Here is a 24,979-nt window from a genome sequence, read left to right as displayed (position 1 = left end):
CCTCGTTACAAATCCAAATCATCTCATTTAACTATCACGTTCTCTCGAAACATTTCTAACTTTCTGGGATTCTTCACCATTCTATTCTGGATATTGTCTCACTAAAAAATAAGTAATTTAGAAATCTTTCTTGCCTATCTCTCATACTCACAATGTTCCAGAAGCACTTACTATAGCTGGATACCTTTGATTATACAGTTTATCTATATCCAAATAAAGGAAGTATCGTTTCACTATTTGTTATCCTATAAACCAGACTGGTATACAAGTTCTTGTATCGCTAATACTGGATATGTTACTATTTTATATACTTATATAAGATAAATCGCTTATCGGAGGAAACATATATGATTATCGATCAATTATCAAATGCTCCATTATATGATGGAGTGCATCCAAGATTAAAGAAAGCCTTTGCTTTTTTAATGGAAAATGATTTGCAGGCTTTGCCGGTAGGAAAGTATGAAATTGAAAATGACAAGGTCTTCGTAATGATTCAAGAGTATGATACAAAGCTTATTGAAGACTGTCGCATGGAAGCTCATTATTCATATACAGATATCCAATACGTCATTAAAGGCGAGGAAAGAATGGTTTATACAAATAAGGAAGATACAGAAGTCGTAGAGGAACAAAAAGAAAATGATGTAATGTTCTTAAATGGCGACGGTAACCATCTTATCGTGAAAGAGGGATGTTTTGCTGTGTTTATGCCTCAAGACGCTCATATGCCAGGTGTTTGTGTGCAACAACCACAAGCTGTAAAAAAAGCAGTAGTAAAAGTATTGTGCGATTAATGTAAGAGGCAAAATCATTGAGCTGATTTTGCCTCTTCTTTTGATTTAGCTCGTTTTGTATTCATTTTTGTTCAACACAAGAAAATATTTAACATTTTTAGGAAAAACGTTTGGGGTTTAACAAACGATAAGCCCTCTTGAAATGCTAAAAATCCCTTTTCTACTAGACGAAAAGGGATTTGGATTTTGGTTAAAAGATCTTTTTGAATGTGGTTGAAGCATGATCGGTCAAAATGTGTGCAGTAGACGAAAGCATATTCCCGACAATAAAGGACAAGATAGACAATTTATGTTCAATGACAATCTCCTCTAATTGGTCTATATATGCAGCATATGGCACACCTGTCAGGATACTCATTGCACCCGCTCCTAACATAATCCAAGCCGTTACATAAAGATACCGAATGATATCTCCAATCACATACCCATGTGTCCAGATGGAGCGATGCTTCAATTTTTGGTAGGGAATCCACATGAATCGTAAGAATCCCCATCGCCGATACGGATTGCTTTTTATATCCAAATCAGGGTTCATCCAATAGGTGCCGAAGAGATATCCTATTATCACGGATATCCCATGTACATAGTGCTGTGAACTGATCAACACGGCCCCGATTCCAATTGCTAAAAATATTAGATTAATTTTCTTATGCGCTCTCCCGTTTGCCATCCTAATCCTCCGTTTTGTTCTCTTATGGCGGCTCTATTGAACCAGCCATTGTTTTCCATTATAGGGGATAATCAGAGCAGGGAACACATTTTCGCTCAAAACAAACGTTCGCTCTTTCATTCGTCGCTGGAAAAATAAAAAAAGCCAAGAATCTTGGCTTTCATAGAGCTTTTGTTTAGACACGAAACAGCGTTGTAGGATGAATTTTCCCAGATTTAAAAGCTCCCTTACTTTTGTTGAATAAAAGAAATAATATCAATATATAAGGCTGTCATTTCTTCAGGTGTTTTATCTAGACCATTTTGGACCCATTGTTCGATTAATCCTAAAAAAGCAGATGTAATAAACGATAAAAAATAGTCCATAGAACCTATTAACCTTGTGTGAATGCTTTCGTTCTTCTCTAAATTAATACGTACTTTTTCTGCAAAGGCATCTCTAAACCTAATGTGAAAACCTGCTCTGCCATGATTGCTTAAAAATATTTTTAATAATGGAGCATGCATTTTTATGAAGCTGAATAAAGTTGCAGCTAATTGCTCTTGGTCTTTTTCAAATGTATATATAGATGAATATCCAGATTGTAATTGGTCAATATGTTTTCCTAAGTCTCTAAACAATTGTTGTTCGATTTGGTCAAGCAAATCAAATTTATCTAGATAATGTAAATAAAATGTTCCGCGATTTATATGTGCTGTTTTTGCAATATCTCCTATCGTAATCGTTTCAAACGGCTTATTCTCTAGAATTTGTAAAAATGACCGTTGAATAAGTTGTTTAGTTTTACGATTTTTTTCTTCATAAATACTCATAAAAAACCCTCTATTCCCAAAAATGAACATGCTGTTTACTTTTGTTTATTGCTTCTGTTTACACCTTAATTATAAAATGAATAAATATTACGGAACAATATGTTGTTTACTAAGAAAGGAAGAAAATGATTGAGATTATTTAAAGAAAAATTAGCATGGGCAGCTCCTATTGCAGTTATATTAATAATTGCTCTATTCTCATTAAACTTATTTGCACAGGGAAACCCAAAAGTAAGAAATTTACCGGTTGCACTTATTATAAATGATCAAGGTGTACATGTGGACGCTGTGGAATCAGCTGTTGAACAAATGAGTAAAGGCACTGACGGCGAAGAACCGATGTTAGCTTTTACAAATGAAAAGGAAGAAAATATTGAAGAAGCGTTTGATGATAAAGAGTATTATGCAGCTTTAGTCATTCCTGAAGGGTATAATGATTCCTTGCAGAATGCGATATCAAACAACTCTCCAGCAACTTTACAGGTATATATTAACCAAGGTTATAACATAACAGGTGCAAATTATGCGAAGACTGCTTTAACAGCTTTGATTACTCAATTAAACAACCAATATTCTTCAAATTTTGTTGCGCAAATGGACGGTCAACAAATAGAGGCTAACAAGGCATCTGTGCTTGTGAATCCGATTGTTTCTGAAGAAAAAGTATTCAATGCCGTTACAGCCTCAACTGCAAACGGAAGTGCTCCAACCTTAATGGCAGTGCCTGCCTGGGTAGGTGCCTTAATCGGTGGCTTCATTGTATTCTTAGCTTCATCAAACATTTTGAAAAAAGAATTGTTAACACGTAAACAGGCCTTACACCTAATGGGAGGTCAAGCATTATTCGGCATAATTATTGCCCTATTCTCTGGTTTTACCGTTGCAACGCTTGGTTTAATCGCTGGTATTAATATGCCTAGCTACTTCTTGGTTGGTTCATTCGTATCATTTGCAGCCTTCTGTTTCTTCTTATTAGTTTCTGGGGTAACTGCCTGGATTGGTAAACCGGCCATTACATTATTCATGGTTGTCATGTTATTGGGAATGGGAGTTTTAATGACACCACAAGAAATGCTACCTGATTTCTTTGTAAACTTCATTCGCCCTTGGGTTCCTATCCGCTTTGCATCTGAAGGATTACGTGAAATTTTCTATTTCGGCAGCGGCTTCTACACTGGCCAGTCATTTAACATTATTTTAGGAATTGGTATTGCAGGGTTAATGATGTACGTATCGTCTGTATTTAAACCTGTGCGTGCACAAAGAACTGGTACTAAATAAGCGTATTTAGAATGATGTGCTATGACAACATTCTAAATATTTGACTTCAGTCTGTCCAACTAGATCTGCCCTTTTAAGCGTCTTATATAAATAAAGCATGAATAGAGGCAGGGACATCACTAGATTCAAAATCAAAGCCGGCAGAATTTTACTCGTCGTAAAATTCTACCGGCTTTTTTGTTCATTCGTAGATTTGTCTCAGCTTTTTATTATAATTCTACAAATTTAAGACCGCATCATATGCTTCGTGTACCGCATCGAGTACTTTCCTAACCTTCACGCTATCACCAACGTTAACAATATTCGTTTTGTTTTTTAAAGAGTGATATAGATGATCGTTAGGCGAAAATCCTGCAGCTACCACAACACTATCACAATCGATCCATTCTTTATTGCCATTTACCTCAATTTCCACAGCCCGATCTTGTACTTCTGTTACTTTTGAAGATGTTTTAAACGTGATATTTGGGTGTTGCAAAAGCTGGTTTAACATCATTGCATTTTGTATAAATAACGGTTCAGGTAACATTTTTTCAGCCATTTCGATAATAGTCACCTGCATTCCTTTATTTGCAAGCACCACTGCGGTTTCACAGCCGACTAGCCCGCCGCCAATAACCGATATCTTATTTCCAAGAAGAGCCTGATTTTGCAGTACGTCTGTTGCTGTGTAAACATGGCTCTTATTCAGCCCCTTGATTGCGCTTGGCATAATTGGATTGCCCCCGGTAGCATGAACGACCAAATCTGCTTTATAGGTTAAAATCGCCTCTTCCGTTGCCTCTTTACAATACTTTATCGAGATATTTAACCGGTCAAGTTTTGTCCGATAATAATCAAGAATTTTCATTCCGTCCCGCTTAAACGGAGGCATACAGGCATTATGAAAGTTCCCTCCTAGATAGGCTTTTTTCTCCCATATTTCCACATCATGACCTGCTTCTGCAGCAGTTATGGCAGCTTGACAGCCACCAGGACCCGCACCTATCACCAGAACACGCTTCGGTTCATTTGCTGCTTTCAATTCTTTCAATCCCTCATAGCCCGTAAGAGGATTGACGGCGCAGTTTATGCTCTTTCCAGCAGAAACGGTAGCAATACAGCCTTCATTACAATAAATGCAATGTCTGATTTCGTCCGTTCTATTTTCCATCACTTTCTTTGGAAAATTAGGATCTGCCAAAAACTCTCTTCCAACTCCTGCGATATCAATCCAACCATTTCGAAGTGCTGCTTCAGCCTTTTCAATGTCACCTAAGCGCCCATTTGAAAGAACTGGCAAAGACGTGACAGCTTTGATTTTAGCAGATGAAATCATTTGCGGAACCATATCCTGCTGGTAAATAGGCGGCATTGCCATGTACCAATTATCATGACAGCCAGCGTCAACATGTAATGCATGGACACCCTTGCTTTCTAATAGTTTGGCAATCTCTATTCCTTCTTCAATTCCCCTGTACCCTTCTTCCACTGGCAAGAAATGATCCGGGGTGAATTTAACAAGGAGGGGAAAATCACTTCCAAGGTCTTCCTTGATGACATCGATTATTTCTATTAAAAATCTCATCCGGTTTTCAAAGCTTCCACCATACTCATCCTTTCGGATATTCCATCGTTTGGTCATGAATTTATCTGTCAGATACCCGCCATAAGCATGGATTTCAATGGCGTCTGCTCCTGCTCTCTTCGCTAATTTCACTGTTCGGGAAATTTCAGCTTGTATAAACTTAATTTCATCAATCATCAATTCCTCAAAGGTTATTTTAGCACCGGGATATAATGGTGTAGCTGAGGCAGATGCAGGCCTTACCCTGCCCTCTCCTATCCCTCCCAATCCAATTCCGGGCACTACTTGAAGGCAGATTTTACAATCAAATTCATGGGCCCTGTCTACTAGCTCTTTAAAGCCTGCAAAGCTTTCTTCTGTCAATGTGGATGCAGGGGTATGGCCATCTATAGTTTCTGTTGCAATAACGGTTGTCATCACCATCGATGCTCCGCCCTTCGCTCTGGCAACATAGTAATCTACTGTTCTTGGATCAAAATTCCCGAGTTCTGCTCCCATTGGAGCCATAACAAATCTGTTTTTTAATTCCAAATTTCCGACTTTAATAGGTTCTAATACCAACATTTTGTGGCCACCTCATTAAAAGGGACAAATTCGATCAACCATGCCAGAAACGTCCCCTTGCTTTCATATATTATTAGATAATATTATGTGAAATATTTCACATAAAGGATGATGACTGGATTGTAAAGATAAGTATATCATCTGTACAATTATTGTAAATTTTTCCATAAATTTAATCAATGCGATTTAAACGCTTAATTTGAACGTTTTGTGATAAAAACAGCAGTCATACTCAGCGTGACTGCTGTTTACATAGGTTTTAGAACATATTCTGATTTCTTATATTGTTTATTCATTTTTATCTTAACCTTAAATCGGATAAAGAAAGCAATGCTATATTCCTGCTATAACAGAAGGTGTTGCAATTGTATGCCATAAGTTAGCACTGATAGCGTTTGTTTCGTCATCTTTTTTCCGGCCATCAAAATAGAGAATCTCTTGTTCTAATTCTTCCAGCTCGTTTATCCTCCCTTTAAGGTAGTCATCGAGCCGGTTAATGGCGGTTTGAATCCGTTTCAGCAGGCCACCCATCCGAAGATCAAATACATCAAGACCGAATATTTTATTCTCCTCCATCCACTGAGTTCGATAAGCTGCCATGAATTCCTCTGCTAATTTTTTCATCTCAGGTAAGAAGGAATTACAATAAGTCGCCAATGTTTCCCGATTTTGATCACGATAGGCTTGCCGAATGTTTATCCCTGCCTCACACTTGATTGCTAGTGATATGCTTAAGGAATACTGTGTCAGAAACAATGCCTGCCAATTGGGATTTCTATTAATACAAGATTAGATTATAGTAAGGCTATTCTCTTATTCATCAATAATTATCTTTTTAATATAGTCGTTTAGAAAAATTCCTTGCGGGTCTAGTTCATGCCTTACGGCTAAAAAGTCCGGCAGTTTAGGGTAGGAGGAAAATAATTCATGTTTACCTAAGCTATGCATTTTCCCCCAATGTGGTCTACCTTCATACTTCTGCATAATCGCTTCCATCTCTTGAAAATATTCTTCATATGGCATGCCTTTGTACATATGGAAAGCAATATAAGCGGAATCTCTTTGATAAGAGGGGCTAAGGTAAATATCATCGGCCTTAACCGTCCTGCATTCGATCGGAAAATGAACCTTATGCTTCTTAAGTTCAATACAATTCCGAATCTCTTGAATGGCCGGCTTAAAGTAATGAAGTGGAATACAATATTCCATTTCCCTGAACTTCACCAGTCTTGGAGTAGCAAAAATCTCAGAGCTTTTTGCCGTAATAGCTGTTGTTCCTACGGCCTTCGCAGATATTCTGCTAATGGTTCGACTGCACCTTGGTGACAAACGGCATACCTCTGACAGTACAAAAAATAAATAGTTTTCAAAAATGAGATTTTTTAAGTTATGAAAGAATAAACCCTTTGGTTTACGATTTGTAATATTCATCGTTTTAACTTGAACACAATCGGAGTATGGGAATAGAAAAAATTCAAAGTGACGGTTTTCATTGATATAGTGTTCAAGCTGTTGCTCAAAAAGTGGATATTCTATTTTTTCACTTCTGTATTCATAGATAAGCGTTTTAATAATCTTCAGCTTTACTTTTACAATGATTCCAAGAACACCAAGCGATATAAGACAAGCCTTGAAGTATTGAGGATTTTGTTCCTCGGAGACTGTAAGAACATCTCCAGATGCTGTAACAATAACGATTTCTATTACTTGGGTTGGAATATTACCAAACTCCAGTCCGGTTCCATGCGTTCCAGTTGAAATAGCACCCGCAATACTTTGGACATTGATGTCGCCTAAATTTTCCTGAGAATATCCTTCTTGTCCAAGCGCTTCTCCTAATTGAAATAACCGGGTACCACCCAAAACCGTAACGGTACTGGCTGTCTCATCGAGTTGTTCAATTCCACTAAGTAAATCAAGAGATATGAGCCAATCATCCGTTTTTACTAAACTCGTAAATGAATGCCCAGCTCCTACAACTCTGATTCTTTCCTCTTGTTTCGACGCTTCTTTAACGATTGAAGCAACCTCCTCAATGGAGGAAGGATACAGGATTTTTTCTGGGATACTTTCACATGTTTGAGACCAATTTCTCCATCGTTTGCCTTGTATCGTTTTCATTACAGAAAGCATTTCCCTTCCCCCCGATAGGTAAGAAATCGATCAACGATTTGTTGATCCGCAAGACAAATGATTTCATTAAACCGTTCACAAATTTCTCCCGCTTTTGCTGCCCTGAAGATAATGATATCTCCAATTTCCAACGTTTCCTTTTCATAATAAACAGGGGTTTGCACCTCTCCAGCTCCTTCAAAAGGTAATAATTTACCACCCGGCGGGTAAATAGGCAAAGGCACTTTATCCTGACCATGCACCCCAGAGGAGACATATCCACCTCCAAGACAAGTATATATATTGGGGGTTGGTTTTCTAACGACCGGCAATGCAAAAAATAAGGCAGGTGCGAAGCGGAAATTCCGGTAATAATCAAACAACAAAGGAGCATAGAAACCTGACCCCGCTGTCAGTTCCGTAACATCCTTCTCTTTCGATGTAGTTTCAAGACTTCCCGTTCCTCCTCCATTAACAAATACTAATTGTACACCCTCACTCTTAAGAGCTTGAACAACCGTTTCCCTTCGCCGTTTAATTTTATCAATTGATTTCTTTTTCATAAAAGCAACAGCTATATTTTTAAGCCTCTGAGATGGCAGATGATCACCTACCCCAGCTATTTGTGCTTCATAACCCATGATACCTAGCACCTTTAGCGATGGATATTCCTGTATAATTCGTACTAGCTGAATAACACTTTCTTCTGTTTTTAATGGGGAACGCCTTACTCCAAAATGAAGATTAACAAATGTCGTGCTCATATCAATATCGATGCATAAATAAAAAAATCCATTTGCCTCTTTAGCAATCGCATTTAAATGCTCAACCTGTTCATAGGAATCGACCATACAGGTAATTTGATGACCTTTTCCATTTAGTTCAGCTATTTTGCTAAGAGCTTTGGAATCCCAGCATGGATAACCTATCAGGATATCCTCAATGCCTTGTTCTGCCAGAAAAACAGCTTCATTGGGGTTATAACACATTACGCCTTTATAGACAGGATCGGATTGGAGAATTCTTTTTAAAACTGGAATTGACCTTATCGATTTAGTAGCAATTCTGATTGTTTTTCCATTTGCTTTTTCAGCTATTCTCCTGCAATTTTGATCTAGAGCATCTAAATCCAACAAAAGGGCTGGATAAGACAACTCCTTCGATAATTCATATAGCATCATTAACAACACCTCTCATTCTCATAATAAACGAGGAGAATGATTAAAAATAGAACTTATTCAAAATATTCAGACTTATTATAACAATTTCGTTTACCAGAAAAGATAAACGCATAAAAAGTTTATCTCATATTATGGTAGTAGATGTTTTTTAACGGTGGTATCATACTTTTTCATGGAGTTAAAAAAGCCATTGATATAGTAAACTCATCAATGGCTTTAGACTTAATATAAGGTTTTAAAACCAACATACCCAGCAAAGGCGAGATCCTTATTTACTAGCTACTATACAGACCGCTCTTATTTATAATGCAGTTTCTGTAATATATCTAAGTGGAATTTTTGAATCTCCTATTAAAGATATAGTTAATAATATACACAATACTAAGTAGTTTAAGATTAACACCCTGACTCTCTCAGACTGTTGAAAAGGACTTGTTTGTGCACCTCAAGTAGAGATTCCGATTGACGTATGTTCATAACGGCTATCCTTTAATGCTTTTAAGATAAAATGTGCGACGTCAGCACGCGGTATTGATCTTGATTTCTCTGGTACACTTGTTGCAGATTCTCTGTACTTTCCTGTAAAGGGATTATTCGTTAGCCCCATCGGTCGAACAATGGTGTAGTTCAATCCATGTGATTGAATATATTCAACTGCAGCCCGATGATCAATTAGAGGATTCTTGAGCATTCTCATGACCAATTTACCACTTAGCCCTGTTAATTCTTTATGGACTCCCGCAGATGCAGTGTAGATAATCCGCTCTACATGTTGCTCCTTCATACCAGTAACAATATTTTTTATCATCTCTTGAAGCTCCGTTGATTTTTTCATCCCTTGATTCGATCCTAAGCAAGATATAACAGCATCATGACCCGCAATCGCTTCTGAAACTTCCGCTTGATTAAAAGCATTTCCTTGTATAATCTTTAAATTTTCATGAGAAAAGTCTAGCTTGGCTGGATTACGTACAAACGCCGTCACCTCAAAACCAGCCTCAACTCCTTGACGCACAACAGATTGACCTACACCACCAGTTGCACCAAACACGATAATTTTCATAACAATCCACCACCCTTTCTTATTATCATCCCAACATTCCCAGAATGCCCACTGAACATTTCTTGGACCAATTCTTCTATCCATCCCTGAGTCACTCTAAGGAAAACTATGGATTGTTCTTTGTATTAAACATACCTACTTGCACTTGATTGACTATTTAATATAATCATATAATTGTCTGTTAATTTTATCAATTTTCACTACTTATAAAAACAATTCTTTCTCAGTGACGGTCATTATAGTAGAATATCTTATTTGTTTTTGAGGAAATCCAATATGGTTAATTGAAAAGCAAAAAATAAGGCATTGGAATATACCAATGCCTTCAATATAATCATGCGATTTATTTTCACTAATTCCCACTCCACTTGCCAGTCCTTCTGTATGACTCCACTATTACATAATTTGATTATGATCAGGTATAGATAAAATTCGCATTTCATAATGAGAATATTAAACTATTATTACCTCTTTCTAATGACTATGGCAGTATAAACGTTCATCCTTTAAGCCCGGACATGGTAATCCCTTGAACAAAATACTTTTGTCCAATAAAGAAAAGGATAAGTAGGGGGATTACTGTTATCAAAGAAACTGCCATAAGCATTTGAACTTGAGAAGAGCCATAAGAATTTTGGAAAAATTGTAATCCAAGAGCGAGCGTGAAATTTTGGTCGCTATTCAAGTATATCAACGGATTCATAAAGTCATTCCAATGAAAAGCAACCGATAAAACTGCGACAGTTATTAAAGCTGGTGCTATTGCTGGTACCAATATCTTACAAAAGATTTGGAATGAATTAGCACCATCAATTAGGGCAGCTTCGTCTAACTCTTTAGGTATCGTTTTAAAAAATTGTCTAAGTAGAAAAATATTGAACGCCCCACCGCCAAAAAATGATGGCACTATAAGAGGTGCAAGTGTATCTAACCAACCAATTTTAGAAAATAAAATATAGGTAGGAATTAAAAGAACTTGGTTAGGAAGCATCATCGTTCCAAGTACTATTGTAAAAAGCACTCCATTATATCGAGATTTGAATCTAGCAAATCCATAAGCAACAAAAGATGCAGAGATTACTGTTCCTAGAACAGCTAGAGTTGTTACTACAATAGTATTCCAAGTATATCTTGTAAAATCAGCATATTGCCAGCCCTGTATAAAATTATCCCATGTGATTGTTTCTGGTAACAATTTTGGAGGTATTGTATACACCTCTGTAGGTAATTTAAGGGCGGTAGCAACCATCCACAAAAATGGGAAAGCAAATACTGAGGCTAAAACTATTAATAGCACATAATTGATAATTCGAGAGACTGTCTCGCCCTTGCCTTTTTTATTTTTATATTTAATCGTTTGCTTTTGTATTTCCAACTGTCCCTGCATTTTTCCACCTCCAATAATTAATTATCATAATATACCCAATGCTTGGAAGTACGGTTCACAATTATAGTTAAGACCATAATAATAGTGAATAAAATCCATGCCATCGTTGAGGCATATCCCATTTCACCATATTTGAATGCATTATTGTATATATGCATCATAATTGTGTAAGTAGAATGGTTAGGACCCCCTTCTGTCAAAACATAAGGCTGCGTAAAAATTTGAAAACCATTTATTATGCCTATGACTAGATTAAAAAATAATGTCGGTGTTAACATTGGAATCGTAATATTGGTAAACTTCACAAACTTATTTGCCCCATCCATCTCTGCACTTTCATATAATTGTTCCGGTATGTCCTGTAAACCAGCAAGCGTTATGATAATTGTGTTACCAATTGACCATGACATCATAATGATTATTGCTGGCATAGCCCATTTTTCATCACTCAACCAGTTTATTCCCTCTATTCCGAAAAATGAAAGAGCGTAATTTATAAGACCGTATTGAGAGTTGAAAATCCACCCCCACAATAAAGTAACTGCAACCCCTGCAGTTATAAATGGAACATAAAAAGCGGTTCTAAAAATCGCCATTCCTTTTATATTCTTTTGATTTAATAGGAGTGCAATTAAAATGGAAAGTACTAAGCTTAATGGTACTGAAATTGCCACAAAATAGAGTGTATTCAACATAGATTTATAGAAAAGAGGATCTTGAGTAAAGGCCGTTTTAAAATTTTCTAAGCCTATAAATTCACCTATGCCCGTCATATCAGCATTGGTAAAGACCAATATTATTGAATATACTACCGGATACAATGTGAAAATTAAAAAACCTAGTATCCATGGTGATGTATATATAAAAAATTGTCTAGATTCCCTTTTTTCTAAACTACTATATCTCTTTTTCATTTTTTCACCCCCAAAAGATGGATTAATAAAGCTAGGTGAGGAAAAAATCTCTGGTTTTTCCTCACCTTTTTATTACGTATACTAGTTACTTTTGATGAACTTCATCAAGCGCTTCTTGTATTTTGGGTGCATACTTTTCTACAGCTTCTTTAGCTGAACTTTTCTGAGTGGTTATTTCTTGCATTAATTGCTCAAAAACGTCTGTAGCTTTATTTATCGATCCACCCCATGGGGCCTGTACAGCATCCTTAAGACCAGACATATAATCAGTTTGTTTTATATCTGTGTTTGGAATAGTCATGTCTGCGAAAGTGGTCTCAGCGGATTCGTTTAATGCAGGAATACCTACTTTAGCATAAATATCATTAATCTCTTTATTCATAGATACTGTCTTTATATATTCCCAAGCAGCTTCCTTATTCTTCGAATCTTTATTCATAGCAAAACCTGTTTGGAACTTGAGGTTGACGCTTTTTCCATTAGGATCTTTTGGAGGTAATACAACTCCCATTTCAAAGTTCTTTCCTACCTTTTGGGCTATATCCCCTGCCTCAAATAATCCCAACGGATACATAGCAGCTTTTTGAGATACAAACATTGCATCCACAGGTATACTATTCGAAGCTGCATCATCAGGCAGTGCTTTTGTTTTTACTAGTTTTTCTATTAACTCCAATGCTTTTATCGTTTTTGGATCATCTATAGTTTGCTTAGTCCAATCGCTGTTATATGGACCTCCGCCATAGTAGTATGTTGCAAATCTATTTTGACTCCAGTGTGAAACCATTCCATATGTTCTATTACCACCAGAACCTGAAGATACTTTTTGTGCTACATCTGCAAAATCGTCCCAAGTCCAATCCTCTGTTGGATATGGAACGCCAGCTTTATCAAAAATATTTTTATTATACGCCATTAGAAATGTTGATTGAGTTGTAGGCATTCCTTCCCTGATTCCATCAGGGGTAATATAGCCATCGTCTGCACCTGGCGTAAAATCTGCAAGATCTATATTTTCCTTTTCAACATATGGGGTTAAATCTTCAAGCCATTTTGACCTAAGACCCTTCCAGTCAGGAGACATCATAATAACATCAGCAGCATCCCCTGCAGCCAATGCTGCATCTAGCTTCTGATCGACACTATCAGCCGGAAGCCATATTTCATGAACTTTTACATCAGGATACAATTTTTGAAATACTTTTGTAGCCTCCTTACGAGCTTTTAATTCTTCTCCTCCACCCCAACCCATAATGGTGATTTCTCCAGAAATAGTATCCCCATCTCCCTGACTTGCACTATCTTTGTCACTTGAACAAGCTGTGATAAGAAATACAAATAAACTAGCGAACAATAGCATTGAAAGTTTTTTCATGAAATCTCTCCCCCTTGTTATATAATTCAAATAATGCCTAACATGCGAGCCTTAGCATTTTCATATCCTAGCAATCTTAAGTTCTCCTATCTCCCCCCTTCATTAAATAAGTACAATTTTTACTCGGAAAATCTATCCAGTCAGGATGATAGTAGTAAAGAATCCTCTGCTCCAATATCAACTGTTCGGAAAGAGGATCACATTTTGTCGGCATCAAAAACAATTTTTTACGATGATTATTTTACATAGGTTTAAGTTCCATATTATTCTATTTCAAAAGAAGCAAAACTAGCTCTTCCTTTTCCTGTATAAGTAAAATATAGCGCCTGTATACCATCGGGTAATTCTATATCCGAAGAATACTCTGTCCATACATTTGTGTAATTAACCGGTATACTTGCGAGTGTAGGACCATTCCAAGATGTTTTCACTTCAAATGTACCTTTACAGTATCCCCTCACCTTGATGTTGATCTTTTTGATTCCCTGACAATTAAAGTACTTAAATCCAGCTGTTGAAGAATCGGTCATATTATTAATGTATCCCGCTTCTTGATCGCCATCTTTCCCATCTTGGGTTATTTTAGGAAATTGAGTATCCATCCATAAATCACCTGTGTACATTGCTTCATCTCTACAGAAAAGATTACAGGCTAGATACGCGGGATAAACACCTCGACCAATTAGTGGCCCATTGTTAGCACCACAAGAAGTCATTTCTACCTGAGGAATGCTACCATCATCTAGAAGCTCAATTCTTTCCATACATCCTTGGCGACTGAAATTAGAACCATTTGTATGTCTGTGGTAAAAAATGTACCATTGATTATTGATATCAACTATACTTCCATGATTATTACCACCATAGTACATTGGTTTTTCTGCAGGCTTATAAGAATCAATATGTAAGTCGTTATTGCTCACAATAACTCCTCTATAAACAAAATCCTTTGTCGGATGTTTGCTGGTAGCATAGCAGAGCTCATGCATAGCTATAGAAGAGTAGACAAAATAATAAGTATCTCCTATCTTTCTGATGGACGGTGCCTCAAAGAATTCATGTCCCTCAAAGCTACTTCCAGCACTATATGGTTCACTCGGTGCAACAAATACCGGTTTTTCCACTATTGTAAGCATATCCGGTCCAAGAACTGTTGCCATCGCACCACTTCTTGATTTATCACTTATCGCACAAAAACCAGTATACAAATAGGTTTTATCTCCTTCAGTAAGTACACCAGGGTCAAATTGTGGTTCGTCCCCCTCTTTTTCGCCTAATCGGACTCCGTCTGAGTAATGTACATAACCATAAAATTCATACTTCCCTGCCGGAGTATCACATACAGCTACTGAAACAATAGAGACTTTGTCTAGCACATAGTACAAATAATAACGTCCATCTGTTCCAACTGTGACATCAGGTGCATAAAGACACATATTCCCGGCTTCATTTAATGGATCATCTGTCTTTTTAAAAATTACACCTTCATATCTCCAATCAGCCAAATCATCTACATGTGCAGACCAGCAAACATAATCATTTAAACAATAAGCATGACCATTAAAACTATCGTGAGAGCCATAAACATACACTCTGTCATTGAAAACATACGGCTCCCCATCCGGGATATATTCCCATGATGGGAGATAAGGATTTATCCCTTGCTTTTTCATTATTAATCTCTCCTCCATTTCTAACTAGCCTGCAATCAATCCCTGAATTAGTTTCCTCGTCTACCTATTAACATCATCTATTTCCTTAATTGCATTTACCTCGTTTTCCTCCGTGTTCGTACACGAAAAAAAGCTAAGAAAAATCTCATTCCGATATTTTATGATGCTTTATTATCTTTAACTAAAACGTATATTGCCTTGCGTTGCGCATATTACATATCACCGTGTTCGTACACGAAAATACTATAAAATAACCCTCTGCCTGATTGTTTTCATAATCTTTTATTCCATTTAACTAAATCGTTTTGATCGTGCACTGTAAAATACGATCGTGTTCGTACACGAAAAAGTAAACGCTTACAATTTGCTGACATAAAATATAAGGAAGATATTAACATCAACATACAATTCATGAATCTATACTAACACTCTTGCTGAATACGAGTCAACCAGTTTTTGGAATTTTCAATTTATATTTTCGTGTGACATAGTTTTTATATTTAGCAAGCTTTACGTATACATTTACTTTCCTATGCTACAGCACTATAGTCCCGACTTTTCCAAAGCGCTGCAAATGAGGATTAAAGAAAGTATCTAAGAGCTAAATCTATCATTCATCATGTAGTACTTTATTGATATATGTAAGTATCTTACTACCATTTGCCACTGGCGAGATTCTCATTAGTGGTATATGACCACTATACATATAAATAGAGTGTTCGAAATAGGAACATACTAAATTCCAAAATACCTTTTTCAAAGGTAGAAACTATAGGTCACGTTTCAATTTAAGTTAATTTCTATAAAGTCTTAGTTAAAAATTGTCAACTGCTATGTGTTATTAAAGTATCCAAGTAAAATTAGATAGAATCTCCTTTAATAATCTCATACTCTAGTAAAGGAGTTGGAATGAATTCTCCAAGTTTAATTTTGTTAATTATGCTTTCTATTGCCTTCCTGCCGATTTCATCAATTGGATATTTCACTGTAGTTAAACGTGGTGAAACGTATTTTAACATATCTATATCATCAAAACCCATCACACCTACCTGCTCTGGAATATTCAAACCTCGCTTTTTCAGAAAATTCATTACCTCCAGTGCATAAAGATCAGTCGAACAGATAATGGCTACTTTTTCATCATAAGATATTTTTTCCAACTCTTTAATATATTCTCTGCTTTTTATAATAAACGGTTTAGTAGTAATCCTATTTTTCTTCAACCCTTCTAAAAAGCCATTAAGCCTCTCTTCTTGCGTGTAAATATTTGTTTGACCCAAATAAGCAAGAGGCGGACTAACATAGACGAATTTTTGAAAACGATTTTGAGAAACAATAAAATCTGTGGCTTCCATCATGGCTAGACGTTCTTGAACACCAATAAATTCCCACTTTTCTGAAATAAAATTAAAGATTGTAATAACTGGGATCTTTAATTTACTTAAATAGGATTCGAATTGCTCCCCCTTATTCACCGTTAACAATATAATGCCATCAACTTTCCGATTCACTAAATGTTCAATACACTCTATTTCATCGTTCTTGTTTTTTTCTGACAGAGTAATATAAACAAAATAGCCTAACTTTCTAGCTTTGACCTCAATAGCATTTAATAATTGGGCAAAGGATTGGTTATATAAATCAAACAAGACAACCCCTATCGTATTTGTTTTACCCATTACAAGGCCTCTAGCTGTATAATCAGGTTTGTAATTCATTTCTTCGGCTACTTTTAGAATTCTTTTTTTAGTCTTCTCGCTAATTCCTACTCGATTATTAAGTGCTCTATCCACTGTTCCAATTGAAACACCACAAACATGAGCAATATCTTTAATTGTTACATTCATTTTCACTCACCTCCTTCTATCTATTTTGATTTAATACCTCACCAAAACGAGCATCATTAGATGAAAAATTTACTTTAGCCTTGCAAATGTCCTCCGCTAAATATTCTAATGATATTCCGTAAAAATAATTAAGCGAATAAAAACTCTTAGTATATAAGGCTTAATTTTGTACATCATACTTCTTTTGCTTATTTTCAATTCGTCGAAATGCAGCTGTTGCTCCAAACATAATTACAATGGAGATTCCGCTAACAGAAAAAAATGGAATAAATCCTGGATATAATGATAACAGAAAACAAAATAACAGTAGTAATATAATCATAAAAATTGTCGTATGCAAATTGAGGATACCAATAAAAAACGCATATTTAAAATAATGAAGAAATCTTAATTCGAAATGAACATAAACAGGAAATAAATATAGAAGGATAAGTAAATAACAACAGATAATCATCAATAATGGTACTCCTAGAACAGCTTGAAAATTCCCTCCTATTGACATAACTAGTTTTAGATCATAAAACAAGAAAGAACCAATTGCTACTATAAATAAGCCAAAATAATTAGCATGAAGGAATTCCTTTTTATAAGTTTGAAAAAAAGTTTCAAAAATAGGAATATCAGTTTCCGACATAGTCCACTTTCTAACTACTGTAAACAATGCTACAGTAGCGGGCATGAATCCTAGAAAAACAAGCCCAGCTAATGTAAAAAGGAGCCATAAAATATTAACTATTACAATTTTCGCAAACCAATCACATACATTGTAAGCTTTCCTCATTAAACCATTTATTTGCACACATATCACCTCTCCAAGCTTCCTTTTTAAACTAACTTGTCCATACACCGTTAGTAGCTATCTATAATACTTAATATTTTTGTCACTTTTAAAATCTGTTATCACTCCTTCTATTCTATTGATACTATATCATCTCAATTTAAGTTTGTGTATCCAACCAACTAAGTCGACTGAGTCAATTTTTTGTGGGAGCTTTTAGGACTCCATCTTTTATACAGTTTTATTACATTATTTCATCTGATTACTAATTCCTTTAAAAACCCTCTTTTATTTGTGATACAGTTCATTGTCTCAAATCCTAAATGAGGCCGCTTCAGTTTGGGAAAACCTTTTGCAGTTCAACGAACGACACTTCTTGAAATGCCGAAAATCCTTTTTCTACTAGGAGAAAAGGGATTTTCGTTAAAAGAATGTGGTTGAAGCATGGTCGGTCAAAATGTGTGCGGTAGATGAAAGCATATTCCCGACAATAAAGGATAAGAAAGATAATTTATGTTGGCGATTTCCCCTAAATACTCAATTGTTCAATTAATCCTAAAAAGCAAATATAATAGAAGGATATATTTCGTTTTAATAATTCAGAGTCTATCAAGAAAAATTAAATAGCTTGAGCTCACCGGGATTCAGAGCTCAAGCCGCATAAATTATTTTTATTATTTCCACTGTCTACTTGACAGTGAGCATTTCATAAATGAAGTGGATTTTACAAATAGTCATGGGGATCTTATGTTTCGTACAGATAAATATTCTATCTTAAATGTGAAAAAAGCACGATTTCTATTTGATTGTAAACTCCCCTATCGTGTACCTCAAATCACCCCTCTTCCCTTCCATTTCCAAATGAATTGCCGGTTTCATAAGTTCTGGGTCAAGTATAGCTACATTAACCTGATAGACACCTTTCTTTAAATCATGAGGAATTGAAATGAATTCTTCAATTGAATACCGGCCTGGCAGCCACTCTCGAATATCCACTGACGCAGTCTCTTTATAGATAATCCTTCCTTCCTTGTTCGCAAGAGATAGTTCCAAAGGCCATTCAAAATAAAATGGAGCTACTCCGCTATTTTCCCACTCCATTTCGAGAGACAGCTTCGATCCTGCCTCGCCAGACTTCTTATACTTTACTTCAACTACCCTGAAATGGTAGCCAATTTTCTTTAATAAGCGATTGATTCCAGTTTGATATTTATCATTTGGGCTATAATTCGCTGGTGAACTGGGACCTAGCCAGCTAACATGCGTTGCTTGCAGCTGCTCCATGGTTTCTGAAATTGAACTGGAGGAGAAATAATCCCCCCACTCCTTGGTTGGTGCAAGCTCGCCGCCGATTGGAGCAGTCTTCCAGGAATCAATCATTGAAGGATTTTTTTCACCGGTTAGCCAAAACGTATACCCATTGGTGACCCAGCTATAAAATTCATCAATGGTGTGATCTCTCCTGCCGAACATATCATTGTATAATCCCATATTATTGTCCAAAGCTATTTGATGGGGCCTTCTCATTAATAGTATCTTGCCTGTAAATCTCTCTGTATAATGCTTAACATAGGTTTCAGCGATTGACAGCTTCGGAAAAGGGATATCAACCCCTTCCTGCTGCAAAGTATGCCATTCTCCCCAATGGCCCAAACTCCCCAATTCTATAAATGCAATGAAAGAATCATGATTATATCGTTCAGCCAATGCCTCTATTAACTTCTCATGATAGTTAATCAGTTTTGAGTTTTTGTAATTAGGGCTGAAACCACTGCCCCACTCATGCTCATACCAATCACCATCTGCCTCCAATTCATCGTAAAGCCATTCGGGTATATCCATATGGCCCGATTTTCCTGGGTAATCTAAGACTATCCGGAAAATCAATCTTTTATTATTTGTTTTCCAAAAGTCAAATTTGAATTTTTCTTCTATTTTATCGAATTCATAAACTCCTTTTTTCGGTTCAATGTCCTTCCAGGTGAAATTAGCATAAACGAGTGAATGGGCCTGCTTGTATGGCCCACCCTCAGCAGAGGGAGCAAACCCCATGAATGGATTAATGATAGGTTCCTCTTCCTTTTCATAATTGGACTTTTGGCCATGATATATAAATACCAGCATTAGAATTGCAGCACTAAGCGCGAAAACCATATATTTACTCACTCCATGTTCCCCTTCATTCTCTTATGTATTAAAGCTAAAAGAGTTTATGTATAACCTGAATAAAGAGGCGGGGGGAAAATCAATTCCCTCTCCCCTCTCCATTTCCCTCATTCATTCGATGTGCCACTCTGGCTAAAAAGCTTGTTTTTTCAATAGTAAACAGTGGTTGAGTACAATATGTATAGTACTCAATATTTTTACCATAATGAAAAAGCCTCCAAAATGCGATAACCAAGCCAGTTAATCCTGAGCAGAAGCCAGCCATTCCATAATTGCCTCCAACAAGGATTATTGAAACCATGCTCAGCAAACTAACAGCCAAATAACTGGTGATGACCATTAGCGCACCTTTTCGATCATCAAAATAAAGTAAGATTTGCATTAAGATAAACATGATGATAAAGAAGTAATTTCCAATTATCAATATATTGTAAATGTGAACTTGTTCTGTTGATAATGGTATAACGGTCGTACCAAGTGCAATTGCCAGGATCGTAAAGAACATCTGGAATTCCATGATATAGACTAATTCACGGATTAACACTTGGAACATTTTATTTTTCGCTTCATTTATTTGGCCCAAAGAATACTCGCCGCTTACCTTTTCATAGTACCTTTTATATACTTTATAAAAGGACGTTTCCATTGAAACAACAAACATAACCATCGCAGGAATAATAGATAAATAAGCATAGAAGACTGGTACATCATAGAATGGAGCCATTACAAACGTATTACTAACTACCGCTTGTATATCGCTGCTCCAAACAATAAAAATATGGCCAAATAATGATATGGAGTAAAAAAAACCAATAAAAAATAGTGATGGGTATTGTTGTATGTAGGATAAAAAATCAAAGCTGTTCTTATTGGCTTTAGGAAAGCGTTCTTTGATACTGTTTATGAGGAAAACAATGGCCACTATAAATCCCGCAGCCATACAAGCCATCATATACTCAGCTTTTTGATAATCCACTAGCTGTAGGCTGAGCCACATTGAAATACCTGCCACGAGAGCACCAAGTCCGTATGCCTTAACTATTTGCATATATTTTTTAACTGCAGATATATATATTGCCAGTATATTTACAATCAGTAATTCCATAAAAAATAGATATGCAACTATTTTGAAGGCCATACGCAATGGGGAAATGGCATAAAAAACAATTGAGGCAAAGCCTCCAATTAACACTATAATCGCAATGACACCAAAGAGGGAGGAAAGAATATTTTCTTCCTTGTTTAAATAGATTTGATCAGATACATATCTTGTAACAACCATTAAGAAACCCCCGGTTATTACTTGAGAAAATACAAAGCTGTACATTGTTCCGGTTAATAAGAGTTCACGCTCCATGAAGGTTGATCCTGAATCCATTATTATCTTTTGGCCAATCAGCAACTGTATTATACATAAAATCATTGGGCCAGAAATGATGACAGAAGAATAGACAAAAGCTCTGAGACCACCGTAATTCTTTCTGTTAGCCACTATTTTTTTGAGTTGGAATCCTATCCCCGCCATTCAAATAACCCCTATTTCCGTAAATTTTTCGGTATTGCTCAATGAAATCTTCCCAGGAGTAGAGGGACTCTATACGCCATCTTCCACTCTCCCCCATTCTTGTTCGAAGGAGAGGGTTTTGAGCAAGCCTGATGATTTCCCGTGCCATTCCCACAGAATCCATAACCGAGACTATATATCCAGCCTGGCCAAATGAATCTTCTCTGCCATACAATAACTCCTTACAACTTCCCACATCTGTACAGACAAACGGCTTTCCGCTTGCCATACCTTCAAGCAGGACAAGCGGCTGGCCCTCACTGATGCTTGAAAGAACTAGCAAATCCATTTTTCCAATGTGTTCCTTAACATTCACCGTTCCAGTGAATTGAATGTCTCTAAGACCTAAAAAACTCACTAATTGCAAGCATTCCTCGTAATAGTCCTGGTCTTCATCAACTGGGCCCATAATGTGAAATCTGGCGTTTGGAATCTTTCTTTTCACAATAGCAAAGCTTTGAATCATTGTTTTTATATCTTTAATCGGCACTACCCTGACCACAGCCCCAATGTCTACAAATTGTTTGTTCTCTCCGACCTTTTGCGGCAAGTCTAAATAGTCATCAAGGTTTACACCGTTGGGTATGATACATGTCTTTTCTTCTGCGCAGCCTATTTCAAGCTGGATTTCCCTATTTGCATTGAATAAGGTAACAACTTGATTCGCTGATGCATAGGCACCCTTCGATAAACTATGAAAATATTTAATCCACAGCGTTTTCAGAGGTCCTTTTATTTGATCTGATTTAACAATTTCTTCCTCACGCTCTCTTGTATAAATCCCGTGCTCGGTAATGACATACGGGCTTCCATAATAATGTTTACAATATGAACCGATGATACCTGCATATCCCGTTGAAATGCTATGATACAGGTCAGCTTCCGGAGGAGGATAGGAAAGAACCGATATTAAAGGCAGTAGCATCGATCTTACAGACCAGTATAACTGGGTGAAAGGCAGTTCAAAGTATGATTCCAGGCATAACTCTTTAACAATATCGAAGAAATCCTGGCTTGTAACAAGTTCTCCAGCTGAATGGAATTTTCTATATCTTCCTTTAAAGATAGAAAACAAAGCCTCCCAGTTTCCATGATCACTGACCAGTATTGATTTAATAGCTTGTTTCTCCCAATCTGACAGTATATTTCTTTTGCCTTGCCTTCCGGACCATGCCATCCCTGTGTTTAAAAAGATTTCCCGCACTTCAATGAGGTTCGCTGGAAGTTTGTATTTAAATTTCCCCTTGTCTTTTTCATCCGCTCCAATGGCATAAATAATAAATTCATGCTCAGGCATTGCCGTAATCAAGGATTGTACCCAGCTTGAGACTCCCCCGACAACATATGGATAGGAACCTTCTGCGATCAGGCATATTCTCATCATACATCCTCCAATTCAATAGTGAACTTAGATGATAGAGCGCGTATCAAATAATGATCACTATCTATTTTTTTTACCTTACAGCCATTGGAATCAGCAATTTTTTTATCACTACGGAAAACAAAATCCAACTCCCCTTGAAAATCATTTATATATCCTTCTACTTTTTGGTCACTCTCTGAAATAAACACTTGTGCGTCCTGGTATTTCCTTACTGACTCGGTACTTTCTGAAGCCGTTTGACTTTTCATCCATGGGTATTTTCCTTTGACATCCTTAAGCATTTTACTGTAATTCGCCGACATGTCAGCCCATCTTTTATTTTCATTTCGCTCTTCATCTAAGATATCATCGGGATGGACGAAATGTGAAAACGACCCATATAAGGTTGCCCCATTAACTATAATCCATTGAACTTCTTCCTGGTAATGGTAATCTGAGGTTAATCTCGGTATTTCATAATATTGACCCGAATATTGATACTCCTGAATGTATGCTAAAGCCTCATCGTCAGGTATAAGAAGAGAAGCAAAATTGGTGATTGATGGGATGGCTTCTTGAATGGCTTTTTTTCCATCTTCGCTTAATACATTCGATGGAGGAATATACGTTTTAAAGGTATGTCCTGGGAATACATCTTGTACAAATTGATCCAGTTCCTTCAATGAATTGACCATATCTTTTTTATCTTTCCAGGCAGTGTATCCCAGGCGATCCACATGACTTTGATCCATCGTTAATGATTGATGATTATATCCGTGAACAGCGAGTTCTCCACCCATCTGAATCAAATCACGCCCGAATATTTTTAAGTTCTCTTCCGATAACCGCTCATTAAAAGGGCCGTCAACATCATCGTTATAGCTCTCAATCATTCCTGCTGTATATTTCACGTCATATTCCTTTGCAGCCTCCAGCATATCCGGCCACCAAACCCTATGGAAAAAGCTTTTAATATCCATTTTATATTCGTTATAAATAATCTCATTTGTCCCCTCTGGGAAAGGTGCCGGAAAGTCGTCTATATACATTACTTTTGAGTTTATAATGGGGTAAATGAAATTATTATTTAAATAGCTTAGTGCTCCTGCGATGAATCCACGGTTCATTTCATGGTCCAGCATTGTTCCATTGAACACCATGAAAGTTCCTTTTCCATATGGTGTACTCCAAATAAATGGAATGTGATTGTCGGTAACCGCTAAAACCTTGCTATTTTCCTCCAAGCTAATATCTAAAATGGAATTGGAAAAGACAATCTCATCCTCAAAATTCAATCCCTTTGATTTTAACAGCAAATGCGATTCCATTTTGATAGTCGAAGTATCTTTGTATGAAGTATCCGATTCTGACTCATTGATGCCAAGAATGCCATGAATACGCTCATATATAGTTGAATCTGTATCGGGTCTTATTCCAAAAAACACTCCACCGCCATCGGAAACATAGTTGGTAATGAGTGAAAAATCCTTAATCGACTCCAGCTTGGGAGTCAAGATCATGATATTTTTATAATCATGAAGATTTGATGGTATTTGTGATACTGAAACTGTAGTATATGTCTTTTTCAAGTAAGCCAAAGTCTTCTCGAAATTTCTCATTAAATCAGTACTCTCTTTAATTTTCGGATCATAGACAAGCAAGAATTTATCCTGATGTATGGATTGTATTTCTGCTGAGGAAAGAGCTGATTCCTTCTTTACTCCACCAGCTATTACAGGACTATTATTCAAATTGAACAAGTGGGCTGATTCAAGCTGTGAGATAATCACAACAATTCCAAACAACGTCAGGAAAGCCACTATGTTGATTATTTTGACCAAATTGATTTTGTTGATCACTGTCAT

Annotated in this window: 19 protein-coding genes; 2 read left to right on the top strand and 17 right to left on the bottom strand. The window is 36.6% G+C overall.

The genetic code is table 11. From position 1 onward, the window contains the following. Positions 1-347 precede the first annotated feature (347 nt). Positions 348-797, top strand: a complete 450-nt coding sequence (locus tag AC4D4B_RS01490; RefSeq protein WP_490998979.1) for a NanQ anomerase/TabA/YiaL family protein — start codon at positions 348-350, stop codon at positions 795-797. Between the two features lie 190 nt (positions 798-987). Here the strand turns inward: AC4D4B_RS01490 and AC4D4B_RS01485 are convergent, their stop codons facing one another. Then, positions 988-1,467: a metal-binding protein gene (locus tag AC4D4B_RS01485; protein WP_490998978.1), complete on the bottom strand. Its 480-nt coding sequence runs from the start codon at positions 1,465-1,467 to the stop codon at positions 988-990. Between the two features lie 227 nt (positions 1,468-1,694). Further along, complete coding sequence (locus AC4D4B_RS01480) at positions 1,695-2,279, bottom strand: TetR/AcrR family transcriptional regulator (protein WP_490998977.1); 585 nt, start codon at positions 2,277-2,279, stop codon at positions 1,695-1,697. A gap of 129 nt (positions 2,280-2,408) precedes the next feature. Here AC4D4B_RS01480 and AC4D4B_RS01475 point away from each other — a divergent pair, with 129 nt between their 5' ends. Next, positions 2,409-3,560: a YhgE/Pip domain-containing protein gene (locus AC4D4B_RS01475; protein ID WP_490998976.1), complete on the top strand. Its 1,152-nt coding sequence runs from the start codon at positions 2,409-2,411 to the stop codon at positions 3,558-3,560. A gap of 217 nt (positions 3,561-3,777) precedes the next feature. On the opposite strand, the gene AC4D4B_RS01470 is transcribed toward AC4D4B_RS01475, so the two are convergent. From AC4D4B_RS01470 to AC4D4B_RS01400, 15 genes are all read right to left on the bottom strand, one after another. Further along, positions 3,778-5,691, bottom strand: coding sequence for an NAD(P)/FAD-dependent oxidoreductase (locus tag AC4D4B_RS01470; protein ID WP_490998975.1), 1,914 nt, complete (start codon positions 5,689-5,691; stop codon positions 3,778-3,780). A gap of 333 nt (positions 5,692-6,024) precedes the next feature. Further along, entirely contained in the window at positions 6,025-6,474 is a 450-nt protein-coding gene (locus AC4D4B_RS01465; RefSeq protein WP_490999053.1) for a hypothetical protein, read from the bottom strand. A 30-nt stretch (positions 6,475-6,504) separates the two neighbouring features. After that, complete coding sequence (locus AC4D4B_RS01460) at positions 6,505-7,812, bottom strand: D-arabinono-1,4-lactone oxidase (RefSeq protein ID WP_490999052.1); 1,308 nt, start codon at positions 7,810-7,812, stop codon at positions 6,505-6,507. Then, positions 7,812-8,984 (bottom strand): amino acid deaminase/aldolase, encoded by a 1,173-nt coding sequence (locus tag AC4D4B_RS01455; protein ID WP_490998974.1) that lies wholly within the window; start codon positions 8,982-8,984, stop codon positions 7,812-7,814. Before AC4D4B_RS01455 ends, AC4D4B_RS01460 begins: the two co-directional genes overlap by 1 nt. Before the next feature lie 445 nt (positions 8,985-9,429). Further along, a complete protein-coding gene (locus AC4D4B_RS01450; RefSeq protein WP_490998973.1) occupies positions 9,430-10,131 on the bottom strand; it encodes an NAD(P)-dependent oxidoreductase in 702 nt (233 codons plus the stop codon). Between the two features lie 415 nt (positions 10,132-10,546). Continuing rightward, positions 10,547-11,434 carry a carbohydrate ABC transporter permease gene (locus AC4D4B_RS01445; RefSeq protein WP_490998972.1) on the bottom strand — a complete coding sequence of 296 codons (888 nt, stop codon included), beginning with the start codon at positions 11,432-11,434 and terminating at the stop codon, positions 10,547-10,549. Between the two features lie 17 nt (positions 11,435-11,451). After that, positions 11,452-12,348 carry a carbohydrate ABC transporter permease gene (locus AC4D4B_RS01440; RefSeq protein ID WP_490998971.1) on the bottom strand — a complete coding sequence of 299 codons (897 nt, stop codon included), beginning with the start codon at positions 12,346-12,348 and terminating at the stop codon, positions 11,452-11,454. Between the two features lie 85 nt (positions 12,349-12,433). Next, positions 12,434-13,723, bottom strand: coding sequence for an ABC transporter substrate-binding protein (locus AC4D4B_RS01435; protein WP_490998970.1), 1,290 nt, complete (start codon positions 13,721-13,723; stop codon positions 12,434-12,436). A gap of 263 nt (positions 13,724-13,986) precedes the next feature. Continuing rightward, positions 13,987-15,396: a family 43 glycosylhydrolase gene (locus tag AC4D4B_RS01430; RefSeq protein ID WP_490998969.1), complete on the bottom strand. Its 1,410-nt coding sequence runs from the start codon at positions 15,394-15,396 to the stop codon at positions 13,987-13,989. Between the two features lie 860 nt (positions 15,397-16,256). After that, positions 16,257-17,243, bottom strand: coding sequence for a LacI family DNA-binding transcriptional regulator (locus tag AC4D4B_RS01425; RefSeq protein WP_490998968.1), 987 nt, complete (start codon positions 17,241-17,243; stop codon positions 16,257-16,259). 160 nt (positions 17,244-17,403) lie between these two features. Further along, entirely contained in the window at positions 17,404-18,042 is a 639-nt protein-coding gene (locus AC4D4B_RS01420) for a YesL family protein (RefSeq protein WP_490998967.1), read from the bottom strand. Between the two features lie 777 nt (positions 18,043-18,819). Further along, positions 18,820-20,187: a DUF4832 domain-containing protein gene (locus AC4D4B_RS01415; RefSeq protein ID WP_490998966.1), complete on the bottom strand. Its 1,368-nt coding sequence runs from the start codon at positions 20,185-20,187 to the stop codon at positions 18,820-18,822. Between the two features lie 79 nt (positions 20,188-20,266). Next, positions 20,267-21,712: an exopolysaccharide Pel transporter PelG gene (gene pelG, locus AC4D4B_RS01410; protein WP_490998965.1), complete on the bottom strand. Its 1,446-nt coding sequence runs from the start codon at positions 21,710-21,712 to the stop codon at positions 20,267-20,269. Beyond that, positions 21,672-23,132, bottom strand: a complete 1,461-nt coding sequence (gene pelF, locus AC4D4B_RS01405) for a GT4 family glycosyltransferase PelF (RefSeq protein ID WP_490998964.1) — start codon at positions 23,130-23,132, stop codon at positions 21,672-21,674. The genes pelG and pelF overlap by 41 nt, the downstream gene beginning before the upstream one ends. Further along, positions 23,132-24,973, bottom strand: a complete 1,842-nt coding sequence (locus AC4D4B_RS01400; protein WP_490998963.1) for a DUF2194 domain-containing protein — start codon at positions 24,971-24,973, stop codon at positions 23,132-23,134. The genes pelF and AC4D4B_RS01400 overlap by 1 nt, the downstream gene beginning before the upstream one ends. Positions 24,974-24,979: the final 6 nt, after the last annotated feature.

The organism is Pradoshia sp. Z6_59 (genome assembly GCF_058267515.1).
The sequence above is the reverse complement of the archived record's forward strand: the minus strand, read 5'-3'. Positions and strand labels throughout refer to the sequence as shown.

What these genes read in the sequence shown, in the direction of transcription:
- AC4D4B_RS01490 (WP_490998979.1), top strand. Translation starts at nt 348, where the DNA reads ATGATTATCGATCAATTATCAAATGCTCCATTATATGATGGAGTGCAT.
- AC4D4B_RS01485 (WP_490998978.1), bottom strand. Translation starts at nt 1,467, where the DNA reads ATGGCAAACGGGAGAGCGCATAAGAAAATTAATCTAATATTTTTAGCA.
- AC4D4B_RS01480 (WP_490998977.1), bottom strand. Translation starts at nt 2,279, where the DNA reads ATGAGTATTTATGAAGAAAAAAATCGTAAAACTAAACAACTTATTCAA.
- AC4D4B_RS01470 (WP_490998975.1), bottom strand. Translation starts at nt 5,691, where the DNA reads ATGTTGGTATTAGAACCTATTAAAGTCGGAAATTTGGAATTAAAAAAC.
- AC4D4B_RS01460 (WP_490999052.1), bottom strand. Translation starts at nt 7,812, where the DNA reads ATGAAAACGATACAAGGCAAACGATGGAGAAATTGGTCTCAAACATGT.
- AC4D4B_RS01455 (WP_490998974.1), bottom strand. Translation starts at nt 8,984, where the DNA reads ATGATGCTATATGAATTATCGAAGGAGTTGTCTTATCCAGCCCTTTTG.
- AC4D4B_RS01450 (WP_490998973.1), bottom strand. Translation starts at nt 10,131, where the DNA reads ATGGATAGAAGAATTGGTCCAAGAAATGTTCAGTGGGCATTCTGGGAA.
- AC4D4B_RS01445 (WP_490998972.1), bottom strand. Translation starts at nt 11,434, where the DNA reads ATGCAGGGACAGTTGGAAATACAAAAGCAAACGATTAAATATAAAAAT.
- AC4D4B_RS01440 (WP_490998971.1), bottom strand. Translation starts at nt 12,348, where the DNA reads ATGAAAAAGAGATATAGTAGTTTAGAAAAAAGGGAATCTAGACAATTT.
- AC4D4B_RS01435 (WP_490998970.1), bottom strand. Translation starts at nt 13,723, where the DNA reads ATGAAAAAACTTTCAATGCTATTGTTCGCTAGTTTATTTGTATTTCTT.
- AC4D4B_RS01430 (WP_490998969.1), bottom strand. Translation starts at nt 15,396, where the DNA reads ATGAAAAAGCAAGGGATAAATCCTTATCTCCCATCATGGGAATATATC.
- AC4D4B_RS01425 (WP_490998968.1), bottom strand. Translation starts at nt 17,243, where the DNA reads ATGAATGTAACAATTAAAGATATTGCTCATGTTTGTGGTGTTTCAATT.
- pelG (WP_490998965.1), bottom strand. Translation starts at nt 21,712, where the DNA reads ATGGCGGGGATAGGATTCCAACTCAAAAAAATAGTGGCTAACAGAAAG.
- pelF (WP_490998964.1), bottom strand. Translation starts at nt 23,132, where the DNA reads ATGAGAATATGCCTGATCGCAGAAGGTTCCTATCCATATGTTGTCGGG.